Here is a 17,105-nt window from a genome sequence, read left to right as displayed (position 1 = left end):
AATCGATGAAATTCTCTATAATTAGAGAAGATAGTATATATGTTCGTTTATAAGGTTTGTGAGCTGGGAGGGAAAATTGTGAACGACATCATTAAAAATAAATTAATGATCTTACCTGATCAGCCTGGATGTTATTTGATGAAGGACCGACAAGGTACCATTATTTATGTAGGAAAAGCAAAGGTATTAAAAAATCGAGTTCGTTCCTACTTTACAGGCTCTCATGATGGCAAGACATTAAGACTAGTCAATGAAATTGAAGATTTTGAATACATCATAACCTCTTCCAATATTGAAGCATTAATATTAGAAATAAATTTAATTAAGAAGCATGATCCAAAATATAATATTATGCTGAAGGATGATAAAAGCTATCCATTTATTAAATTGACGGCTGAAAGGCATCCAAGGCTGATTACAACTCGAAATGTAAAGAAAGACAAGGGCAAGTACTTTGGCCCATATCCAAACGTCCAAGCAGCAAATGAAACAAAAAAACTGCTTGATCGCATTTATCCTTTACGTAAGTGCAATGTGCTGCCAGATAGAGTTTGTTTATATTATCATTTAGGACAATGTTTAGCTCCTTGTGTAAATGAGGTTACCGAACAAGAATATAAGAAGATGACAGATGATATCATCAAGTTCTTAAATGGTGGATATAAAGATATTAAAAAAGAACTATCTGAAAAAATGATGGCAGCATCAGAAGAATTAGACTTTGAACGCGCTAAGGAATACCGTGACCAAATCGCTCATATCGAAGCAACAATGGAAAAGCAAAAAATGATGATGACGGATTTAGTAGACAGAGATATTTTTGGCTATTCCTATGATAAAGGCTGGATGTGTGTTCAAGTATTTTTTGTTCGTCAAGGAAAGTTAATTGAACGCGATGTTAGTACGTTTCCTATTTATCAAGAGCCTGAAGAGGAAATGCTAACATATCTAGGGCAGTTTTATGAGAAAGCCAATCATTTTAAACCAAAGGAAATTTATCTTCCAGACGAGATCCAAGGAGATATTGTCGAAGAATTATTAAATGTAAAAGTGATAAAGCCGCAGAGAGGGCAAAAAAAGGAACTTGTATTATTAGCTAATAAAAATGCGAAGAACGCTTTAACAGAAAAGTTTGCATTAATCGAACGTGATGAGGAGCGTACGATAAAAGCAGTGGAAAACCTAGGCAGACAAATGGGGATTTACACACCACTGCGGATTGAAGCATTTGATAACAGTAATATTCAAGGGACGAATCCAGTTTCAGCGATGATTGTCTTTATCGATGGAAAACCAGCGAAACGAGAATACCGCAAGTATAAGATCAAATCGGTAAAAGGACCAGATGATTATGAATCCATGCGGGAAGTAGTTCGAAGAAGATACCAGCGTGTTTTAAAAGAAGGGCTGCCGCTTCCAGATTTACTATTAATTGATGGTGGAAAAGGGCATCTTGAAGCAGTTAGAGAGGTTCTACTCGATGAATTAAGCTTAGATATTCCAGTTGCTGGTTTAGTAAAGGATGATAAGCACCGCACTTCTCAACTGCTATTCGGAAATCCATTGGAGATTATCCCGCTTGAGCGAAATAGTCAGGAATTCTATTTATTACAAAGAATCCAAGATGAAGTTCACCGCTTTGCCATTACGTTCCATCGTCAATTAAGAGGGAAGAATGCTTTTCAGTCTTTATTGGATGACATTCCTGGGATTGGAGAAAAGCGCAGAAAATTACTTTTAAAAACCTTTGGATCTGTGAAGAAAATGAAAGAAGCTACGATCGAAGAATTTGTGAAAGCAGGTATTCCCGCAAATGTGGCTGAACAATTACTTGCTAAATTAAAGGAATAAAAAATTAATTGTCGGAATGAATCCACTGTGCTATAATGATGGCAACTTATAACTTAATAAGTGAAGGTAGAGGTGCGAGCTTCAAGAGTAATAATTCGGAGAAGAATGAGCTTCAGGGAAGAATTATGAAAGGGATAGATCGCCGAAGTAAGGAAAGTTCTCATGACTTTCTTTGCTGGTTTTGCATTGAATAAATGTAAGACTGTCAAAACAAGAAACTGTTTTGGAGAGCTATCTCACTGTTTGTGCATATTTATAATGTATTTAGCTGCACGGCAATGAGATATTCTCATTGCTTTTTTTATTTGTCTTTTACTAATTAAGATTGCGAAAGAGGAAAAGAAAAGTACATAAAAAAAAGCAATGAGAAATAAAAAGAAACCTCTAAGATTACAAGAAGGTAGGGAATGAAGTGGGATTAGTTGTACAAAAATTTGGTGGTACTTCCGTAGGCAGTGCAGAAAGAATTCTTCATGTAGCAGAAAGAGTAATCGAAGAAAGAAATCGTGGCAATGATGTAGTCGTCGTCGTATCCGCTATGGGGAAAACAACCGATTCGCTTGTAACGCTTGCAAGTGAAATAAATCCAAAGCCATCTAAACGAGAAATGGATGTCTTACTATCCACAGGAGAGCAAATTACCATCAGCTTACTATCTATGGCTTTACAGGCGAAAGGAGTAGATGCCATTTCCTATACTGGTTGGCAAGCAGGAATAGAAACAGAGAATGTTCATGGGAATGCGCGAATAGTAAATATACAAACAGAAAAAGTACAAGAACAGATACAACAAGGAAGAGTAGTAGTAGTAGCTGGATTTCAAGGAGTAACTGACACGGGAGATATAACAACACTTGGACGTGGTGGATCTGATACAACGGCGGTTGCGATTGCAGCAGCTTTAAAAGCGGATAAATGTGATATTTACACAGATGTAACAGGCGTATTTACAACCGACCCACGTTTTGTGCAAAGCGCACGAAAACTATTAGCTATTTCTTATGATGAAATGCTGGAATTAGCTAATTTAGGGGCAGGAGTCCTGCATCCAAGAGCAGTAGAATATGCAAAAAACTATCAAGTACCATTAGTGGTTCGCTCAAGTATGGAACAAGAAGAAGGAACAATCATCGAGGAGGAAGTTTCCATGGAACAAAATTTAGTTGTACGCGGAGTGGCATTTGAGGACAATATTACGAGTGTGACGGTATTTGGATTAAGAAATCCCTTAACAAGTCTCTCTACTATTTTTACCACCCTTGCGTCCCATCATATAAATGTCGATATTATTATTCAAAGCTTAACAAATGACCAGCTGACAAATTTGTCTTTTTCGATAAAAGATAGTGACTTAGAAGAAACATTGAATGTGCTAGAAGAAAATAAGGCGGAATTAGGATACGATAAAGTAACTTCTGAACAAGGATTGGCAAAAGTATCGATAGTCGGTTCTGGAATGATTTCTAATCCGGGAGTTGCAGCAGATATGTTTAAAGTATTATCACAAGAAAAAATTATTATTAAAATGGTTAGCACATCCGAAATTAAAGTATCAACGGTAATTGAGAAAGAGAAGATGGTAAAAGCAGTAGAAATTCTTCACGATGCATTTGAATTAAGTAAACTACCTGTGCATGCATAAGAAATGATTAGTAGAAGCAAAAAAGACTCCAAAGGAAGGAAGACTATTAAAATTCTTCTTTCTTTTGGAGTTCTTTTTATCCTTCTACAGGATCTTTACTATCCCAGCGAACCGTTATGGTTACTTTTTTTTCTTTTCTTTTTGGGTCTTCAAAGGCTTCTGCAATAACTTTTTTTGTCTGTTCGTATTGTTGAGCTAAATAACCTGCTTCTAATTGAAAGGTGCATTTCCCTTTTTCCTTTAATCTTTTTTCAATCAGCTCGCTGGATAATTGATAGATAATTTCATTTTTTGTTTGTTTAACAACTTCTAAATTTCCCCATCCGACCTTTTGAAAAAAAGCATACGCTTCTTCTACAGTATTTAAAGGAAATAATCGGGCAATACGTTTACCGGCCCAATATAACAGATCAGGCGTGTCCCGACCTAATAATTCGGGGATAAGTATCTCTCGAATTAATTCATATCCATACGCGGGAACAGTAAGGGGATCTGACTCCACCTGTGTTTTTTCTTCTAAGGATGTTAAATCACTCAATATGCTCTCCTCTTTCTATGATTCTATTATATTTACATAATTACAAGATAGTCTCTTCCTAAAAGTTATCATTTTTGGCATTTGCAATATTTCCATACATCGGTTTATGTAAAAAGTACGGAAACCAAATAAAATAGAATAAAATATATTGTCTAAATAGTATACTGTAAAAACGGAAAAAAATCATAAGAAAAGGGAACGATTTTTGAATTAGGGTGACTAAAAAACGTGAAAAATCTATTTAAACAATAAGCAATTTTTTAAATAATGTCTTAATAATTTTTTTCCTTTTAAAGGAAAAAATCTTGCTTCCATAACGATAAAATCAATATTTGTTCAAGTTCTTTACATTGATTCTATTATTTGATTTGTTTGTTAAATTTATGCACAGAAGAGAAAGGAGGAAATTTTTCCTTTTTTGGGACATATAGATAGAAAAAAAGCGAAAGAAAATTTATTTAATGTATCCGTTTTCTTGACCGCATTTTTTTTTAAGAGTACAATTAAATTGTCACTAAATTGTAAGAATTTTTGGTTATGTTATCGCTTTATGGGCAATGGGAGTATGTCATCAATTAGGGGGGAATTTTATGGCAGCAAATCGAGAGTTTTTATTCAGAAGGCTTCACTCGTTATTAGGAGTGATTCCAGTAGGTGTATTTTTAATCCAACATTTAGTTGTCAATCACTTTGCAACTAGAGGTCCAGAAGCTTTTAATAAGGCAGCTGGCTTTATGGAGCATTTACCTTTTCGGTATTTTCTCGAAATTTTTGTAATATTTTTACCGATTTTGTATCATGCGATTTATGGAATTTATATTGCGTTTACAGCCAAAAATAATACAAAAAATTATAGTTTTTTTCGAAATTGGATGTTCTATATTCAAAGGGTGACAGGGATCTTTACGTTAATTTTTATCGTATGGCATGTTTGGGAAACAAGAGTAGCAGCTCAATTAGGCCAAGAAGTAAATTATGACATGATGAGTGAAAATTTAGCAAACCCAGGGATGCTTGCATTTTATTTAGTGGGTGTTATCTCCACGATTTTCCACTTCTCTAATGGCTTATGGTCATTCTGTGTAAGCTGGGGAATTACTGTTTCGCCTAAGTCTCAACGAATTAATACATATGTAACGCTAGGAATATTTGTTGCATTATCAATTGTAGGTGTACGAGCAATATTGGCGTTTGTTTAATAAATACTAGATTAGTAGAGCAATAGATGAAGGAGTGAACGGTTGTTATGAAGAAAGGGAAAGTGATCATCGTTGGCGGTGGTTTAGCAGGATTAATGGCAGCAATCAAAGTAGCAGAGACAGGGACTCCTTTAGAATTATTTTCCCTTGTGCCTGTAAAAAGATCTCATTCTGTTTGTGCCCAAGGCGGGATTAATGGAGCGGTAAATACAAAAGGAGAAGGAGATTCTCCATGGGAACATTTTGATGATACGGTTTATGGCGGTGACTTCTTAGCGAACCAACCACCGGTTAAAGCAATGGCTGAGGCAGCTCCTGGCATTATCCACTTGATGGACAGAATGGGAGTTATGTTTAACCGTACACCAGAAGGATTACTGGACTTCCGCCGCTTTGGAGGAACACAGTATCACAGAACGGCTTTTGCAGGTGCAACAACAGGACAACAGCTTCTATACGCATTGGATGAGCAAGTAAGAAGATACGAAGTCGACGGACTTGTTGTGAAGTATGAAGGCTGGGAATTCCTTGGTATTATCACAGATGACGAAGGAGTATGCAGAGGAATTAAGGCACAGGATTTAAAAACAATGGAGATTAAATCCTTCCCTGCAGACGCTGTTATTATGGCAACTGGCGGCCCGGGAATTATCTTTGGGAAATCCACAAACTCTATTATAAATACTGGCTCAGCAGCATCTGTTGTTTATCAGCAAGGAGCTTATTATGCAAATGGTGAATTTATTCAAATCCATCCAACTGCAATTCCTGGTGATGATAAATTACGTTTAATGAGTGAATCAGCTCGTGGAGAAGGCGGTCGTATCTGGACATATAAAGATGGTAAACCATGGTATTTCTTGGAAGAGAAGTATCCAGCTTATGGAAACCTTGTACCAAGGGATATTGCTACACGCGAGATTTTTCATGTATGTGTCGATCAAAAGCTCGGCATCAATGGAGAAAACATGGTGTATTTAGATCTATCTCATAAAAATCCAAAAGAGCTTGATATTAAACTGGGTGGTATTATCGAGATTTACGAAAAATTCACTGGTGAAGATCCTCGTAAACTTCCGATGAAAATTTTCCCTGCTGTTCATTACTCCATGGGTGGATTATGGGTAGATTACGATCAAATGACGAATATTCCAGGCTTATTTGCCGCTGGTGAATGTGATTATTCACAGCATGGAGCAAACCGCTTAGGTGCCAACAGCTTGCTTTCAGCTATTTATGGCGGCATGGTAGTAGGTCCGAATGCGGTTAAATATATAAGCGGATTAAGCAAAAGTGCAGAAGATTTATCATCATCCATCTATGATTCCGCTATTAAAGCAGAAGAAGCTAAATGGCAGGGCATTTTGAAAATGGATGGAACAGAAAATGCCTATGTGCTTCATAAGGAATTAGGGGAATGGATGACAGATAATGTTACAGTGGTTCGTTACAACGATAAGCTGCTGGCAACAGATGATAAGATACAAGAACTGTTAGAGCGTTATAAAAAAATTAATATCAATGATACAGCAAAATGGTCTAACCAAGGAGGCGTATTTACGCGTCAATTAGAAAATATGCTTCAGCTAGCACGTGTGATTACTCTCGGTGCATACAACCGAAATGAAAGCCGTGGGGCACATTATAAACCAGAATTTCCAGAAAGAAATGATGAAGATTTCCTAAAAACAACAATGGCTAAATTTGTTGGCGCAAATGAGGCACCAGATTTCCATTATCAAGAAGTCGATACCTCCTTAATCAAACCAAGAAAAAGAGATTATTCAAAGCAAAAAGAGGGAGTGAAATAAAATGGGGGAGCAAAAAACTGTAACATTACAAATTGAAAGGCAAGATGACCCTAATTCACCATCTTATGTAGAAGAATTTAGTTTACCTTATCGTCCTAATATGAACATCATTTCTGCATTAATGGAGATTCGCAGAAATCCAGTTACAAGCGACGGGAAAAAGACCTCTCCAGTTGCTTGGGATATGAACTGTTTGGAAGAAGTTTGCGGAGCCTGTTCTATGGTCATCAATGGAAAACCACGCCAATCCTGTACAGCACTCATTGATCAATTAGAACAGCCGATTCGTCTAGAGCCAATGAGAACCTTCCCTGTGGTGCGCGACCTGCAAGTCGATCGAAGCCGCATGTTTGACAGTTTAAAGAAAGTCAAAGCGTGGATACCAATTGATGGCACATATGATTTAGGGCCTGGACCAAGAATGCCAGAGAAAAAACGCCAGTGGGCATATGAGTTATCGAAATGTATGACATGTGGAGTCTGCTTAGAAGCTTGCCCAAATGTAAATAGTAAATCTAATTTCATTGGACCAGCACCTCTTTCTCAAGTCCGTCTCTTTAATTCACATCCAACAGGAGAGATGAATAAGGAGGAAAGACTGCAAGAGATAATGGGAGACGGCGGACTGGCTAACTGTGGTAATTCTCAAAACTGTGTGCAGTCCTGTCCAAAAGGCATTCCACTAACTACATCAATTGCAGCCTTAAACCGAGAAACAACGTTCCAGGCATTTAAAGAGTTCTTTGGAAGTGACCATTAAACAAAAGACCACCAGTTAAGGTGGTCTTTCTTGTGCTAATATTTTTCCATAAATTGATGATAAGTGAAAATGAATTCCTCTGCTATTGTTTGTTCCTCGCTAGCTAGTCTACTTACATTTGTCTTTAGATATTCAATAGCATGTTCGAGGGCTTGCAGATTCTCTGTTAAGATACGTTTATCTTCTTCATTTTTTATATCAGCAGTCTTTTGCCCGTAATCATACTCGTATAAGGTATCATATAATTCATTATTACTGGCCGATAAGACCATTTTTCTTTGCAAGCATGGCAGACAAATTCCGCATGGAACTTTCGCTGATATATACCCATCTCCTCGTATTCGGAGACACTCTGCCGTGTTTTTTATTTGCAGCTTATATTCTTTAGGAATCTCATTGATGACACGATGGAAGGGTCTATATAAGATAGGCGTCTGGATAGTCAAATCAAGCTCCAAGCTGGAATAAAGAGCATTTATTAGATTAAATGTTTTTGGATGAGTAGCTTTAAGCAGTACATCTCCATCGATAGAAACATCCTTATTAATTTTGCTATTTTGATAGACATATACAGTACCTTTCCCGTTAAAATATGTTTTTGCTGCTGCAATCGATACAAGCAAGCATATGCTAGCGGCTGATCGATTTCTTCTGATCTTCTTGCAAATTGCCGAGCCTAAATGAATAATCTCTCCAGCATCTGAAACACTACTTCGTAAAAATGTAGCTAGTTTTTCTTGTTTGCTCTGTTCATTGTCCATGTTTTTTAGTCGAATGTAGTCAGAAGTGATGGGCGGATCTATGCAATTATTTTTCGCAACACCCACAAGTGATGCTATATCATCCAAAAATAAGGTTACTTCCTGATGATTAGGAAGGTAAAAAGATGGAGCAAAAAGCTCTGCTTCATTTTGCTGGAAAGTCAGATAAACAGGTTCATCCATTATCCAATCTATTAGCTCTGTTAAGATAGCTTTATTTTTTTCCCAGAGGCTTAAATTAAAAACAGGCACAATTAAGCGATTATTTTTTCGCGCCTTTTTCGTTTGTTGCTCAAAATAAAATAGACTCCCCATAATCGTTACCATATCAATATATGTAGTACTATTCTCTTCATAATCAAAATACATATCCTGAAGAATTTCTATATGTAAATTTGCCAATAATTCAATGTTTAAGTCCATCAATATCACCAAAACTTTCTTTGATAACAGAAATTTACTACGAACTAAGGTTCATTGTTTAAATTATAACACGATTTTTTTAGAAAGCTTGGAAAAAGGGATGATAATTGCACGTACTACATTTTGACTATTTTATAATGAAAATTCGTGTGTTGAAAGTTCATAAGTACGTAAAATTATCGTCAAATGTTGGGAATGGAGTACTAATCATGAAAAACCGAAAAAACCTTTCCTAATTTGCTTAAATCCAGTCACTCCAAGGTGTCATCTTACATAATATATTCAGACTATAACTATACCCATCCCAAAGTTCATAGCTGGCAAAGGCAAGGAGGGTTACACTACTTGAAGGAGAATGAATTTACTCACAAGCCATTATTAACCAAAAGAGAAAGAGAAGTATTTGAGCTGTTAGTCCAAGATAAAACGACTAAGGAAATCGCGAGTGATTTATTCATAAGCGAGAAAACAGTTCGAAATCATATTTCTAATGCTATGCAGAAGCTGGGCGTGAAGGGGCGTTCACAGGCTGTTGTAGAACTCCTTAGAATGGGAGAACTAGAACTATAATAAAGAAGATGATCTTGTATAAGCGGGCAGGAAATTCCACTCCTTTACCGCTTATATGGGTCATCTTCTTTTTAATGTGAATAAGTAGTGGAATCATGGCTTTATTCGGCAATTTTTACATGGACATTAACTTTTCACCTTATACATTTACGAGGGGAGAATTGTAGATTATAATTAGAGGTACTGATTTATAGAAAATTGTCGGATATTCATTATATTTGTATATTTATATATGGGAGTTGTAATCATGATGACTGAAGAAAAAGATGTAAAGGAATACTTAAAGAATATAGCTACAATCGAAAAAGATATGCGCTACATATCTGGTATTATCAAACAAAAGGGAAGAGAGATTTTAAGTAATTATACGATGACTCCTCCTCAATTTGTTGCCTTACAATGGCTATTTGAAGAAGGGGATATGACGATTGGGGAATTATCTAATAAAATGTTCCTTGCGTTTAGTACTACGACAGATTTGGTTGATCGGATGGAAAAAAATCAGTTAGTTCAAAGAGTGAAGGATCCCAATGATCGACGTGTGGTTCGTATTCATATGCTAGAAGAAGGAAAAAGATTAATTGACGAAGTTATCAAGAAGCGTCAAGGTTATCTTCAAGAGGTATTAAATGAGTACTCAACGGAAGATATTGAAGAATTAAAGAAAAATTTTATGCGGTTACATCAAGTAATGCGAGAAAAATGAGGCGGTTTTTTGGAAAGAGCAATAGGGGTTATAGATTCTGGGGTTGGTGGATTAACAGTTGCAAAGGAGATAATGCGCCAGCTTCCTTTTGAAAATATCGTTTACTTAGGGGATACGGCAAGATGTCCATATGGCCCAAGAACGGGAGAAGAAGTGAAGAAATTTACTTGGGAAATGACTAGGTTCCTGTTGAAGAAAAACATAAAGATGCTTGTGATTGCCTGTAATACAGCTACTGCAGTCGCACTAGAGGAGATACGCGAACAGCTGTCTATTCCGGTGATTGGCGTAATCGTTCCAGGTGCACGGACAGCAATTAAGGTAACGAAAAATAATTATATAGGTATGATTGGAACATTAGGTACTGTTCGAAGTCGGGCATATGAAACAGCATTAAAGAAGATTAATAATCGAGTGAGAACAATTAGTTTAGCATGTCCAAAATTTGTCCCTTTAGTGGAGAGCGGCGAATATGATGGACCAGTCGCAAGGAAAATTGTGAAAGAAACGCTATGGCCATTAAAGAATAAAGAGATAGATACTCTAATTCTTGGTTGTACCCATTATCCTTTGTTAGCAAAAGTTATACAGGAAGAGATGGGAAAAAAGGTAAAGGTAATTAGTTCTGGAGCAGAAACTGCCCGCGAAGTTAGTACTATTCTCAACCATCATGATGAACTTGCTTCTGGAGAGAATCAAGTAGAACATTATTTTTATACAACTGGATCAAAAGAGATGTTTGCCCGCATCGCTTCCAATTGGCTGAATCAAGAAATACATGCTGTTGAAACAGTTAAATTAACATAATAAAGAAGACTGTCTTCTGTTCTATTACATCATGTTTAGACGATTTCCCATCTAAACATTTTGCAATGGAAATAGGGAGACAGTCTTTTTTTGAAAAAAATATCCTAAAGACGGTCTAAAAAAAATATAGGCTCGTATATATATTAGTACAAACTGTCTTAGGAGTGATGAAGATGTCTAAGAATAACAAATTGACCATTGTTTCAGCGGTTATCATATCATCTGTGTTGATCTCTGGTTGTAGCTTGTTAGGAGATAAAGAAAAAGTCGATCCACCGCAAACTACTTCGTATAAAGAGGATGCAGTTAAAAAGGATGCGGATAAGGAAACAACTGGTGAAGTGGCGAAAGAGGATGCAATGCCAGTTGAATTATACTTAATGGATAAAAATGGGTATGTCGTTCCTCAAACATTAAATCTGCCAAAAACGAATTCGATTGCAAAAGAAAGCTTGGAATATTTAGTTAAGGGTGGGAAAGTTTCTGAATTGCTACCAAATGATTTTCAAGCAGTAATTCCTCAAGATACAAAAATAAGTATTAATGTAGATAAAGATAAAGTGGCTACTGTAGATTTTTCCAAGGAATTCAAAGAATACGAGGCTAAAGATGAAGAGAAAATCTTGCAGTCCATTACATGGACATTGACACAATTTGATTCCATCGATAGTGTGAAGCTTTCGTTAAATGGTCATGAGCTGACAGAGATGCCTGTAAATAAAACGCCAATTCAAGGGGCATTAACAAGAGCGGATGGCATCAACATTAATACAGATGATGTCACAGACATTACAAACACAAGACCATTGACTGTTTATTATATTGGTGGAGAGTTGGACTCCTATTATTATGTGCCAGTAACGAAGCGTATTAGTAATGGCGAAGAAAATAATGTCGCTGCTGCAGTAGGAGAGCTAATAGAAGGACCTGGTATGGGCGGAGGAGCAGCTCTGACAAGCTTATTACCTAATGACGTAAAGCTGTTGGATGATCCAATTGTAGAAGATGGCAAGGTTACGTTAAACTTTAACGAGAATATATATTCGAGTGGCTTAAATGGAGAAGAAAAGGTACTGGCTGATGAAGTATTAAATTCATTAGTATTATCCTTAACAGAGCAAGAAGGCATTGAAAGTGTTGCTGTTACTGTGAATGGAGAAGCAGATTTAGTGAACGCAGAAGGAAAAAGTTTAACTAAACCAGTGACACGCCCAGAAAATGTGAATACTGGTAGCTTCTAATAATGGATAAAGGGGACGAGAATAGTTATATTCTTGTCCCCTTCTTCGTATGAGCGTTATTTTTTGGGAGACAAAAACTTTCCTTAGCAAATAATAAATATTAACTTATCACTTTACATTCATTTAGTAAAACACCTTTTTGAATCCACGTTTCGACCATATGATTAAAAAAATCAGGCATAGCGAAAGATACTCCATGGCCAATATTAGGGATAATCACGCCGATTCCATTCGAATTTGCCGCTACAATATCTTTTGCAGATTTTTTCATCATGGCTTTTTCTTTTTCACCAACCGTAACCAATATTTTTCCAGTGGCCTCTGCAAAGTTTTTAGGGAGTTGATAGGACATATTTTCTACCAATACTCGAACAAGGGTATCAGAACTTATTTGACAACTTTCTTCATAATATTTTTCAAAATAGTCATTGCTGATATATAGTGTTCTGGCTTGCAGTTTGGAAAAGGTCTTATTTTGAATTAATGGGTAGGTTAATGCAATAGTAGGTTTTATTACTTTCTTTGCCCATAAAATCGGTCTAACTGAAGCGCTATTGATTATGGCAAAATTCATTATATCTGGTTTCATACTGATCATTTCCACAATGACTTGAGAACCTAAAGAAAATCCAATTAAGATTACTTTCTTTCCTCTAGCTTTATCTTCCACTAATTTAATTAATGCTTGTGCACTCCCTTTTATAGTAAATTTAACTTTATCATTATTCAATCCATGTTCAGGTAAGAGGGGAACAACACAGTGATAATGAGTGAAGTATTGAATTTGCTTATCCCACATCCAATCACTTACTCCACCACCATGTATAAATAGCATCAGTGGAGCACTTTTATCACCATACTCCTGATAGTGTAAAGACATGTTTTACCTCTTTTCTTTGATTAGTGGTATAAATTGGCTTGTTATAATAAATACGTTCTTAGGGTGAAATTGTTTCGTTCAAATGAAATAATAACTTTATTTTTATTTAGTGATAAGTGATTCTAGGAATAATGGTTTGCTTTCTGTAGGTGAGCGAATGGATATCATCGCATAAACTTCACAAAACTGCCTTTGGAAATAAGAAAGAAAGGGTATATACTGATATTAGACGGATGATTTTAAGCGTAGTAAACTATAAGAAAGTACATTAATTTACATAGTTCAACATAAGAAATAACAAATAGAGACTAAAGGAGTTTTACAATGAAAGAAATTATTATTGCAACTAAGAATACAGGCAAAGCAAAAGAATTTGTACAAATGTTTTCACCACTTGGCTATGAAGTAAAAACACTATTAGATTTTCCAGATGTCCAAGATGTAGAAGAGACAGGAACAACATTTGAAGAAAATGCTCTCCTTAAAGCAGAAACGATTTCTAAGCTGTTAAATCGTGTCGTTATTTCCGATGATTCTGGTCTTGTTATTGATGCATTAAATGGGAGACCAGGAGTATATTCCGCACGTTACGCAGGAGAACAAAAGAATGATCAAGATAATATGGACAAGGTTTTGTATGAATTAGAGGGTGTACCATTAGAAAAACGAACTGCTCGTTTTTGTTGTACATTAGCAGTTGCGATTCCAAATGAAGACTCCTTAACATTTACTGGAACTTGTGAAGGGGTTATTCTGGAGGAAAGAAGAGGAGAATATGGATTTGGCTATGATCCAATCTTTTATGTAGAAGCAGAAGAAAAGGCAATGGCGGAATTGCCGCCTGAAAAGAAAAATAAAATTAGTCATCGTGCAAACGCATTGAAAAAACTAAAAGAACAGCTTCCGACTGTTTTTAAAGAAGGGAAATAGAACTGGATGAAAATTTTGATTGTAAGTGACAGTCATGGATTGGTATCCGAGTTAGGTGCTTTAAAAAAAAGACATGAAGAAGATGTCGAGTTATTTCTGCATTGTGGGGATTCTGAGCTATCAGCAAGTGAGGAAGTGATGAAGGGGTATATTACTGTTCAAGGTAACTGTGATTATGAAGACAAATTTCCAACAGAGACCACTCAAGAAATTGCAGATAAAAAGATTTTTTTAACACATGGACATCTATATGGCGTCAAATCCTCCCTTAATAACTTGCTGTATAAGGCAAAGGAAGTGGGGGCAAATATTGCCTGTTTCGGCCATTCTCATTTCTTGGGGATGGAAGTAGTTGATGATGTTCTTTTCATTAATCCCGGTAGTTTAAGACTGCCTAGAGGAAGAAAAGAACAAACGTATGTTATTTTAACGATTGAAATGGATCGATTTGTGACAGAAGTTTATGATTTTCATAGTGGATTACTACCAGAATTAACAAGTGAATTTCCTTTTTAGTCGGCTTTTTCCTAATGAGGAAGAAAAAAATTCCTCATTAGGAAAAAAAGGTTCACTAAACTATTGACTTTATGTTGCTATAATCATATAATAACTATTGTCCTCATAAGGACTGAATAAATACATAGCATGTCCCAGTAGCTCAGCTGGATAGAGCAACGGCCTTCTAAGCCGTCGGTCGGGAGTTCGAATCTCTCCTGGGACGTATTTTTGTAAATAGTTAATTGGTTGTTTCAGGGCTTTTTGTAAATGCGTTATTGACGAATAATTAATGAGAAGATTTGCTTAGAGATACTATTCTAATGAACTTGTATATGATATACTAGTTGAGGTAGTTATCGCTGAAATAATTGATTGCAATTTAAAACATGTCCCAGTAGCTCAGCTGGATAGAGCAACGGCCTTCTAAGCCGTCGGTCGGGAGTTCGAATCTCTCCTGGGACGTAACAATAAAGGATTCTGTCGCAGCTTCGGCCATCGATTCAGAATCCTTTTTTATTATGCAAGCATTTTAAGCTATGCTTTTAAATGCCCCTCCAGTTTAATGTAACTGGAGGGGTTTTTATGTGAGAAAAGAAGAAATTTTACCTAATTAAAGGTTGGGACATATCAAAAAAAAGAGGGGGCGTTCCCCCTCTTTTTCTGGCTATATTTTTTTGCGTTCCACTGTTGTATTCATCGTTTGAGATGGTATAACATCTACTTCATTATTATCGAAGTTTAATTTATTTAGCTTCTCTTCTTCTGACTCTGTGTCATTATCGAGAAGAACAATGTATTTCCCTTCTTGTAACTCTTTTTCATATGGCTCTGTATCAGTATCGGAAAAGAAAGTCTTTAACCGATCTAAAAAAGATGTTGGTTCTACTTCATCAATTCCACTTGCAGTATCTACATTTGTCTCTTGCTCGATTAATGCAGTTTGTTCGCTTCTTGTAATAACGGAAATATGATTTGGTGAATATCCTTTAGAGAGAAGTTCCTCAATAGCATTTACTGTAGCTTCAGGAGAATCATATATACCTACAACACTTTTTGTCATATACCTATTCCTCCTTTAAACAATTAGTTCTTGCATATAGTATATATTCCCCCTTATGAAAAGAATAAACAGAGATTTTTTTAGAAAAAGAGTCCTTTATTAGCTGTTAGGAAGTTTTGTTTTTCAAATAGAAAGAAAATTTTGTCTATCTTATATTAGAATAATGATGAAGGAATAACCTTTGTGAAATCCTATTATAAGCTCTTGTTTGGTTATCTTTTTTTACAAACGATGTAAGAGTTAGAAAGGGATACCCCTTTTCTATATAACGATTTATTCGCACTGAACTTTCCCAATCTACAGATGCAATAGGAATTGGCAAGGAAAAAGGGGGAGAAAATTACCTGGAAAGGAATAAAGAGAAACAAAATAGGTAATAATGGAAGTAAGAAAAATAATGTTCAGAAAATCACGTAAAATACTTGAAAACGCTTACTATTATTATGTATAATAGATTTAAGTTAAATAAACTAGAAATGAAACAATGTGAATAGATGAACATTAATATAAAAAATATAGAAGGAGATATGCACCATGATTCTCAAGGAATTAGGAAGAAGTAGGCTTATAGTTATTAATTATTATAAGAATGGATTATTAGAAACAATTAAAGGACAGGTTCAGAAGTTAAATCTCAACGATCAAACAATTGATTTAAAAGATGACAAAGAAAATACGTATCAAATCCGTTTATCGTGGATTCAAGATATATGTGCCGTATCTTAATTTAACTCTCTAATGCAATCGCTTTCTTTAAGTGCGGTTGCATTTCTTGTTTTAGGGAGTATGTTGCGCAATAAAAAAACGTGTTAGATTATTTAACACTTTTCTTTAAAAGAAAGAATTATTTTATTATAATGAGCACCATAGGAAAATGGAAATGTAAGAAAGTGATGTATTTTCAGTAAAAAAAGAATTTTAAAAAATTTTTTGAACGATTAAAAAGTACAGGCATTCTTTATAGACCAATAATGTAAGCGTTTCCTGATTAGTGGGTTGTTGTTTAAATAATCAAATAATTCTCAAAAATGGTGTTGACTCCTGTTTAAATTCAGCGTAAGATAACCTCAATAAATGAAAAACACAAGATGTTCAACTTGTAAAAACAGGCAAAAGACAACATGACAAACTGACTTTGTTTAACATAGTAAATATAGTAATTCGATGAAGAGGATAAGTAGTTTTCTATTTGGATTCCACAGAGAGCCGGTGGTTGGTGTAAATCGGTGAACCAATAGTTAATGAACTCACCTCAGAGTGTTAGCTTGAAAGGTCTCCCTATTAGAGCTAACCGAGTGTTTCCACTCGTTATCAAAAGAGAACGAACCGTTCATAAAGTGCATACGCTTATCCATTAGTGTATGAATGAGGGTGGTACCGTGGAAAGGAAATGCCTTTTCACCCCTTTGTTTACTAAAAGCCATTAGT

General features: G+C 35.7%; 16 protein-coding genes, 2 tRNA genes, 1 riboswitch and 1 other annotated feature. Of the genes, 14 read left to right on the top strand and 4 right to left on the bottom strand.

Going from position 1 to position 17,105, the window contains the following annotated elements; translation table 11 throughout:
* Window positions 1-78: 78 nt before the first annotated feature.
* Window positions 79-1,851, top strand: a complete 1,773-nt coding sequence (gene uvrC / locus C2I06_RS11200) for an excinuclease ABC subunit UvrC (protein WP_095331493.1) — start codon at window positions 79-81, stop codon at window positions 1,849-1,851.
* 59 nt (window positions 1,852-1,910) lie between these two features.
* A riboswitch (Lysine riboswitch) is annotated at window positions 1,911-2,093 on the top strand.
* A gap of 170 nt (window positions 2,094-2,263) precedes the next feature.
* Window positions 2,264-3,493 carry an aspartate kinase gene (locus C2I06_RS11195; protein ID WP_123258063.1) on the top strand — a complete coding sequence of 410 codons (1,230 nt, stop codon included), beginning with the start codon at window positions 2,264-2,266 and terminating at the stop codon, window positions 3,491-3,493.
* A 76-nt stretch (window positions 3,494-3,569) separates the two neighbouring features.
* Here the strand turns inward: C2I06_RS11195 and C2I06_RS11190 are convergent, their stop codons facing one another.
* Window positions 3,570-4,031, bottom strand: coding sequence for a YslB family protein (locus tag C2I06_RS11190; protein ID WP_095331496.1), 462 nt, complete (start codon window positions 4,029-4,031; stop codon window positions 3,570-3,572).
* A 590-nt stretch (window positions 4,032-4,621) separates the two neighbouring features.
* Between C2I06_RS11190 and C2I06_RS11185 the strand changes: the two genes are divergently transcribed.
* From C2I06_RS11185 to sdhB, 3 genes are read left to right on the top strand one after another with little or no spacing between them, the layout of a single operon-like run.
* Window positions 4,622-5,230, top strand: coding sequence for a succinate dehydrogenase cytochrome b558 subunit (locus C2I06_RS11185; protein WP_095331498.1), 609 nt, complete (start codon window positions 4,622-4,624; stop codon window positions 5,228-5,230).
* Between the two features lie 47 nt (window positions 5,231-5,277).
* Window positions 5,278-7,041 carry a succinate dehydrogenase flavoprotein subunit gene (gene sdhA, locus C2I06_RS11180; RefSeq protein ID WP_095331499.1) on the top strand — a complete coding sequence of 588 codons (1,764 nt, stop codon included), beginning with the start codon at window positions 5,278-5,280 and terminating at the stop codon, window positions 7,039-7,041.
* Window position 7,042: 1 nt separating this feature from the next.
* Window positions 7,043-7,801 carry a succinate dehydrogenase iron-sulfur subunit gene (sdhB, locus tag C2I06_RS11175; RefSeq protein WP_095331501.1) on the top strand — a complete coding sequence of 253 codons (759 nt, stop codon included), beginning with the start codon at window positions 7,043-7,045 and terminating at the stop codon, window positions 7,799-7,801.
* 35 nt (window positions 7,802-7,836) lie between these two features.
* Here the strand turns inward: sdhB and C2I06_RS11170 are convergent, their stop codons facing one another.
* On the bottom strand, window positions 7,837-8,985 hold the full coding sequence (locus tag C2I06_RS11170) for a hypothetical protein (protein ID WP_123258062.1): 1,149 nt from the start codon (window positions 8,983-8,985) through the stop codon (window positions 7,837-7,839).
* 345 nt (window positions 8,986-9,330) lie between these two features.
* Between C2I06_RS11170 and gerE the strand changes: the two genes are divergently transcribed.
* The 4 genes from gerE to C2I06_RS11150 all read left to right on the top strand — a co-directional run bounded on the left by gerE (window position 9,331) and on the right by C2I06_RS11150 (window position 12,309).
* Entirely contained in the window at window positions 9,331-9,555 is a 225-nt protein-coding gene (gene gerE / locus C2I06_RS11165; RefSeq protein WP_016201768.1) for a spore germination transcription factor GerE, read from the top strand.
* A gap of 247 nt (window positions 9,556-9,802) precedes the next feature.
* Complete coding sequence (locus tag C2I06_RS11160; RefSeq protein ID WP_095331504.1) at window positions 9,803-10,261, top strand: MarR family winged helix-turn-helix transcriptional regulator; 459 nt, start codon at window positions 9,803-9,805, stop codon at window positions 10,259-10,261.
* Window positions 10,262-10,270: 9 nt separating this feature from the next.
* On the top strand, window positions 10,271-11,068 hold the full coding sequence (gene racE, locus C2I06_RS11155) for a glutamate racemase (RefSeq protein ID WP_095331506.1): 798 nt from the start codon (window positions 10,271-10,273) through the stop codon (window positions 11,066-11,068).
* A 173-nt stretch (window positions 11,069-11,241) separates the two neighbouring features.
* Window positions 11,242-12,309 carry a GerMN domain-containing protein gene (locus tag C2I06_RS11150; protein WP_095331508.1) on the top strand — a complete coding sequence of 356 codons (1,068 nt, stop codon included), beginning with the start codon at window positions 11,242-11,244 and terminating at the stop codon, window positions 12,307-12,309.
* Between the two features lie 100 nt (window positions 12,310-12,409).
* Here C2I06_RS11150 and C2I06_RS11145 read toward each other — a convergent pair whose 3' ends face one another.
* Entirely contained in the window at window positions 12,410-13,189 is a 780-nt protein-coding gene (locus C2I06_RS11145) for an alpha/beta fold hydrolase (protein WP_095331509.1), read from the bottom strand.
* Window positions 13,190-13,513: 324 nt separating this feature from the next.
* Between C2I06_RS11145 and C2I06_RS11140 the strand changes: the two genes are divergently transcribed.
* From C2I06_RS11140 to C2I06_RS11125, 4 genes are all read left to right on the top strand, one after another.
* Window positions 13,514-14,119, top strand: a complete 606-nt coding sequence (locus tag C2I06_RS11140; protein ID WP_095331510.1) for an XTP/dITP diphosphatase — start codon at window positions 13,514-13,516, stop codon at window positions 14,117-14,119.
* Window positions 14,120-14,125: 6 nt separating this feature from the next.
* Entirely contained in the window at window positions 14,126-14,635 is a 510-nt protein-coding gene (locus C2I06_RS11135) for a metallophosphoesterase family protein (RefSeq protein ID WP_095331512.1), read from the top strand.
* 131 nt (window positions 14,636-14,766) lie between these two features.
* Window positions 14,767-14,840: transfer RNA gene (locus C2I06_RS11130), tRNA-Arg, on the top strand.
* Window positions 14,841-15,005: 165 nt separating this feature from the next.
* Window positions 15,006-15,079, top strand: a tRNA-Arg gene (locus C2I06_RS11125).
* A gap of 202 nt (window positions 15,080-15,281) precedes the next feature.
* On the opposite strand, the gene C2I06_RS11120 is transcribed toward C2I06_RS11125, so the two are convergent.
* Window positions 15,282-15,677 (bottom strand): general stress protein, encoded by a 396-nt coding sequence (locus tag C2I06_RS11120; protein WP_095331515.1) that lies wholly within the window; start codon window positions 15,675-15,677, stop codon window positions 15,282-15,284.
* Window positions 15,678-16,211: 534 nt separating this feature from the next.
* Between C2I06_RS11120 and C2I06_RS11115 the strand changes: the two genes are divergently transcribed.
* Window positions 16,212-16,403 carry a YolD-like family protein gene (locus tag C2I06_RS11115; RefSeq protein WP_095331517.1) on the top strand — a complete coding sequence of 64 codons (192 nt, stop codon included), beginning with the start codon at window positions 16,212-16,214 and terminating at the stop codon, window positions 16,401-16,403.
* 429 nt (window positions 16,404-16,832) lie between these two features.
* Window positions 16,833-17,086, top strand: a binding site (T-box leader).
* The last annotated feature ends 19 nt before the right edge of the window (window positions 17,087-17,105 follow it).

It is taken from the genome of Niallia circulans, assembly GCF_003726095.1.
GTDB lineage: Bacteria > Bacillota > Bacilli > Bacillales > Cytobacillaceae > Niallia > Niallia circulans_A.
This window is presented reverse-complemented; position numbering and strand designations above follow the sequence as displayed.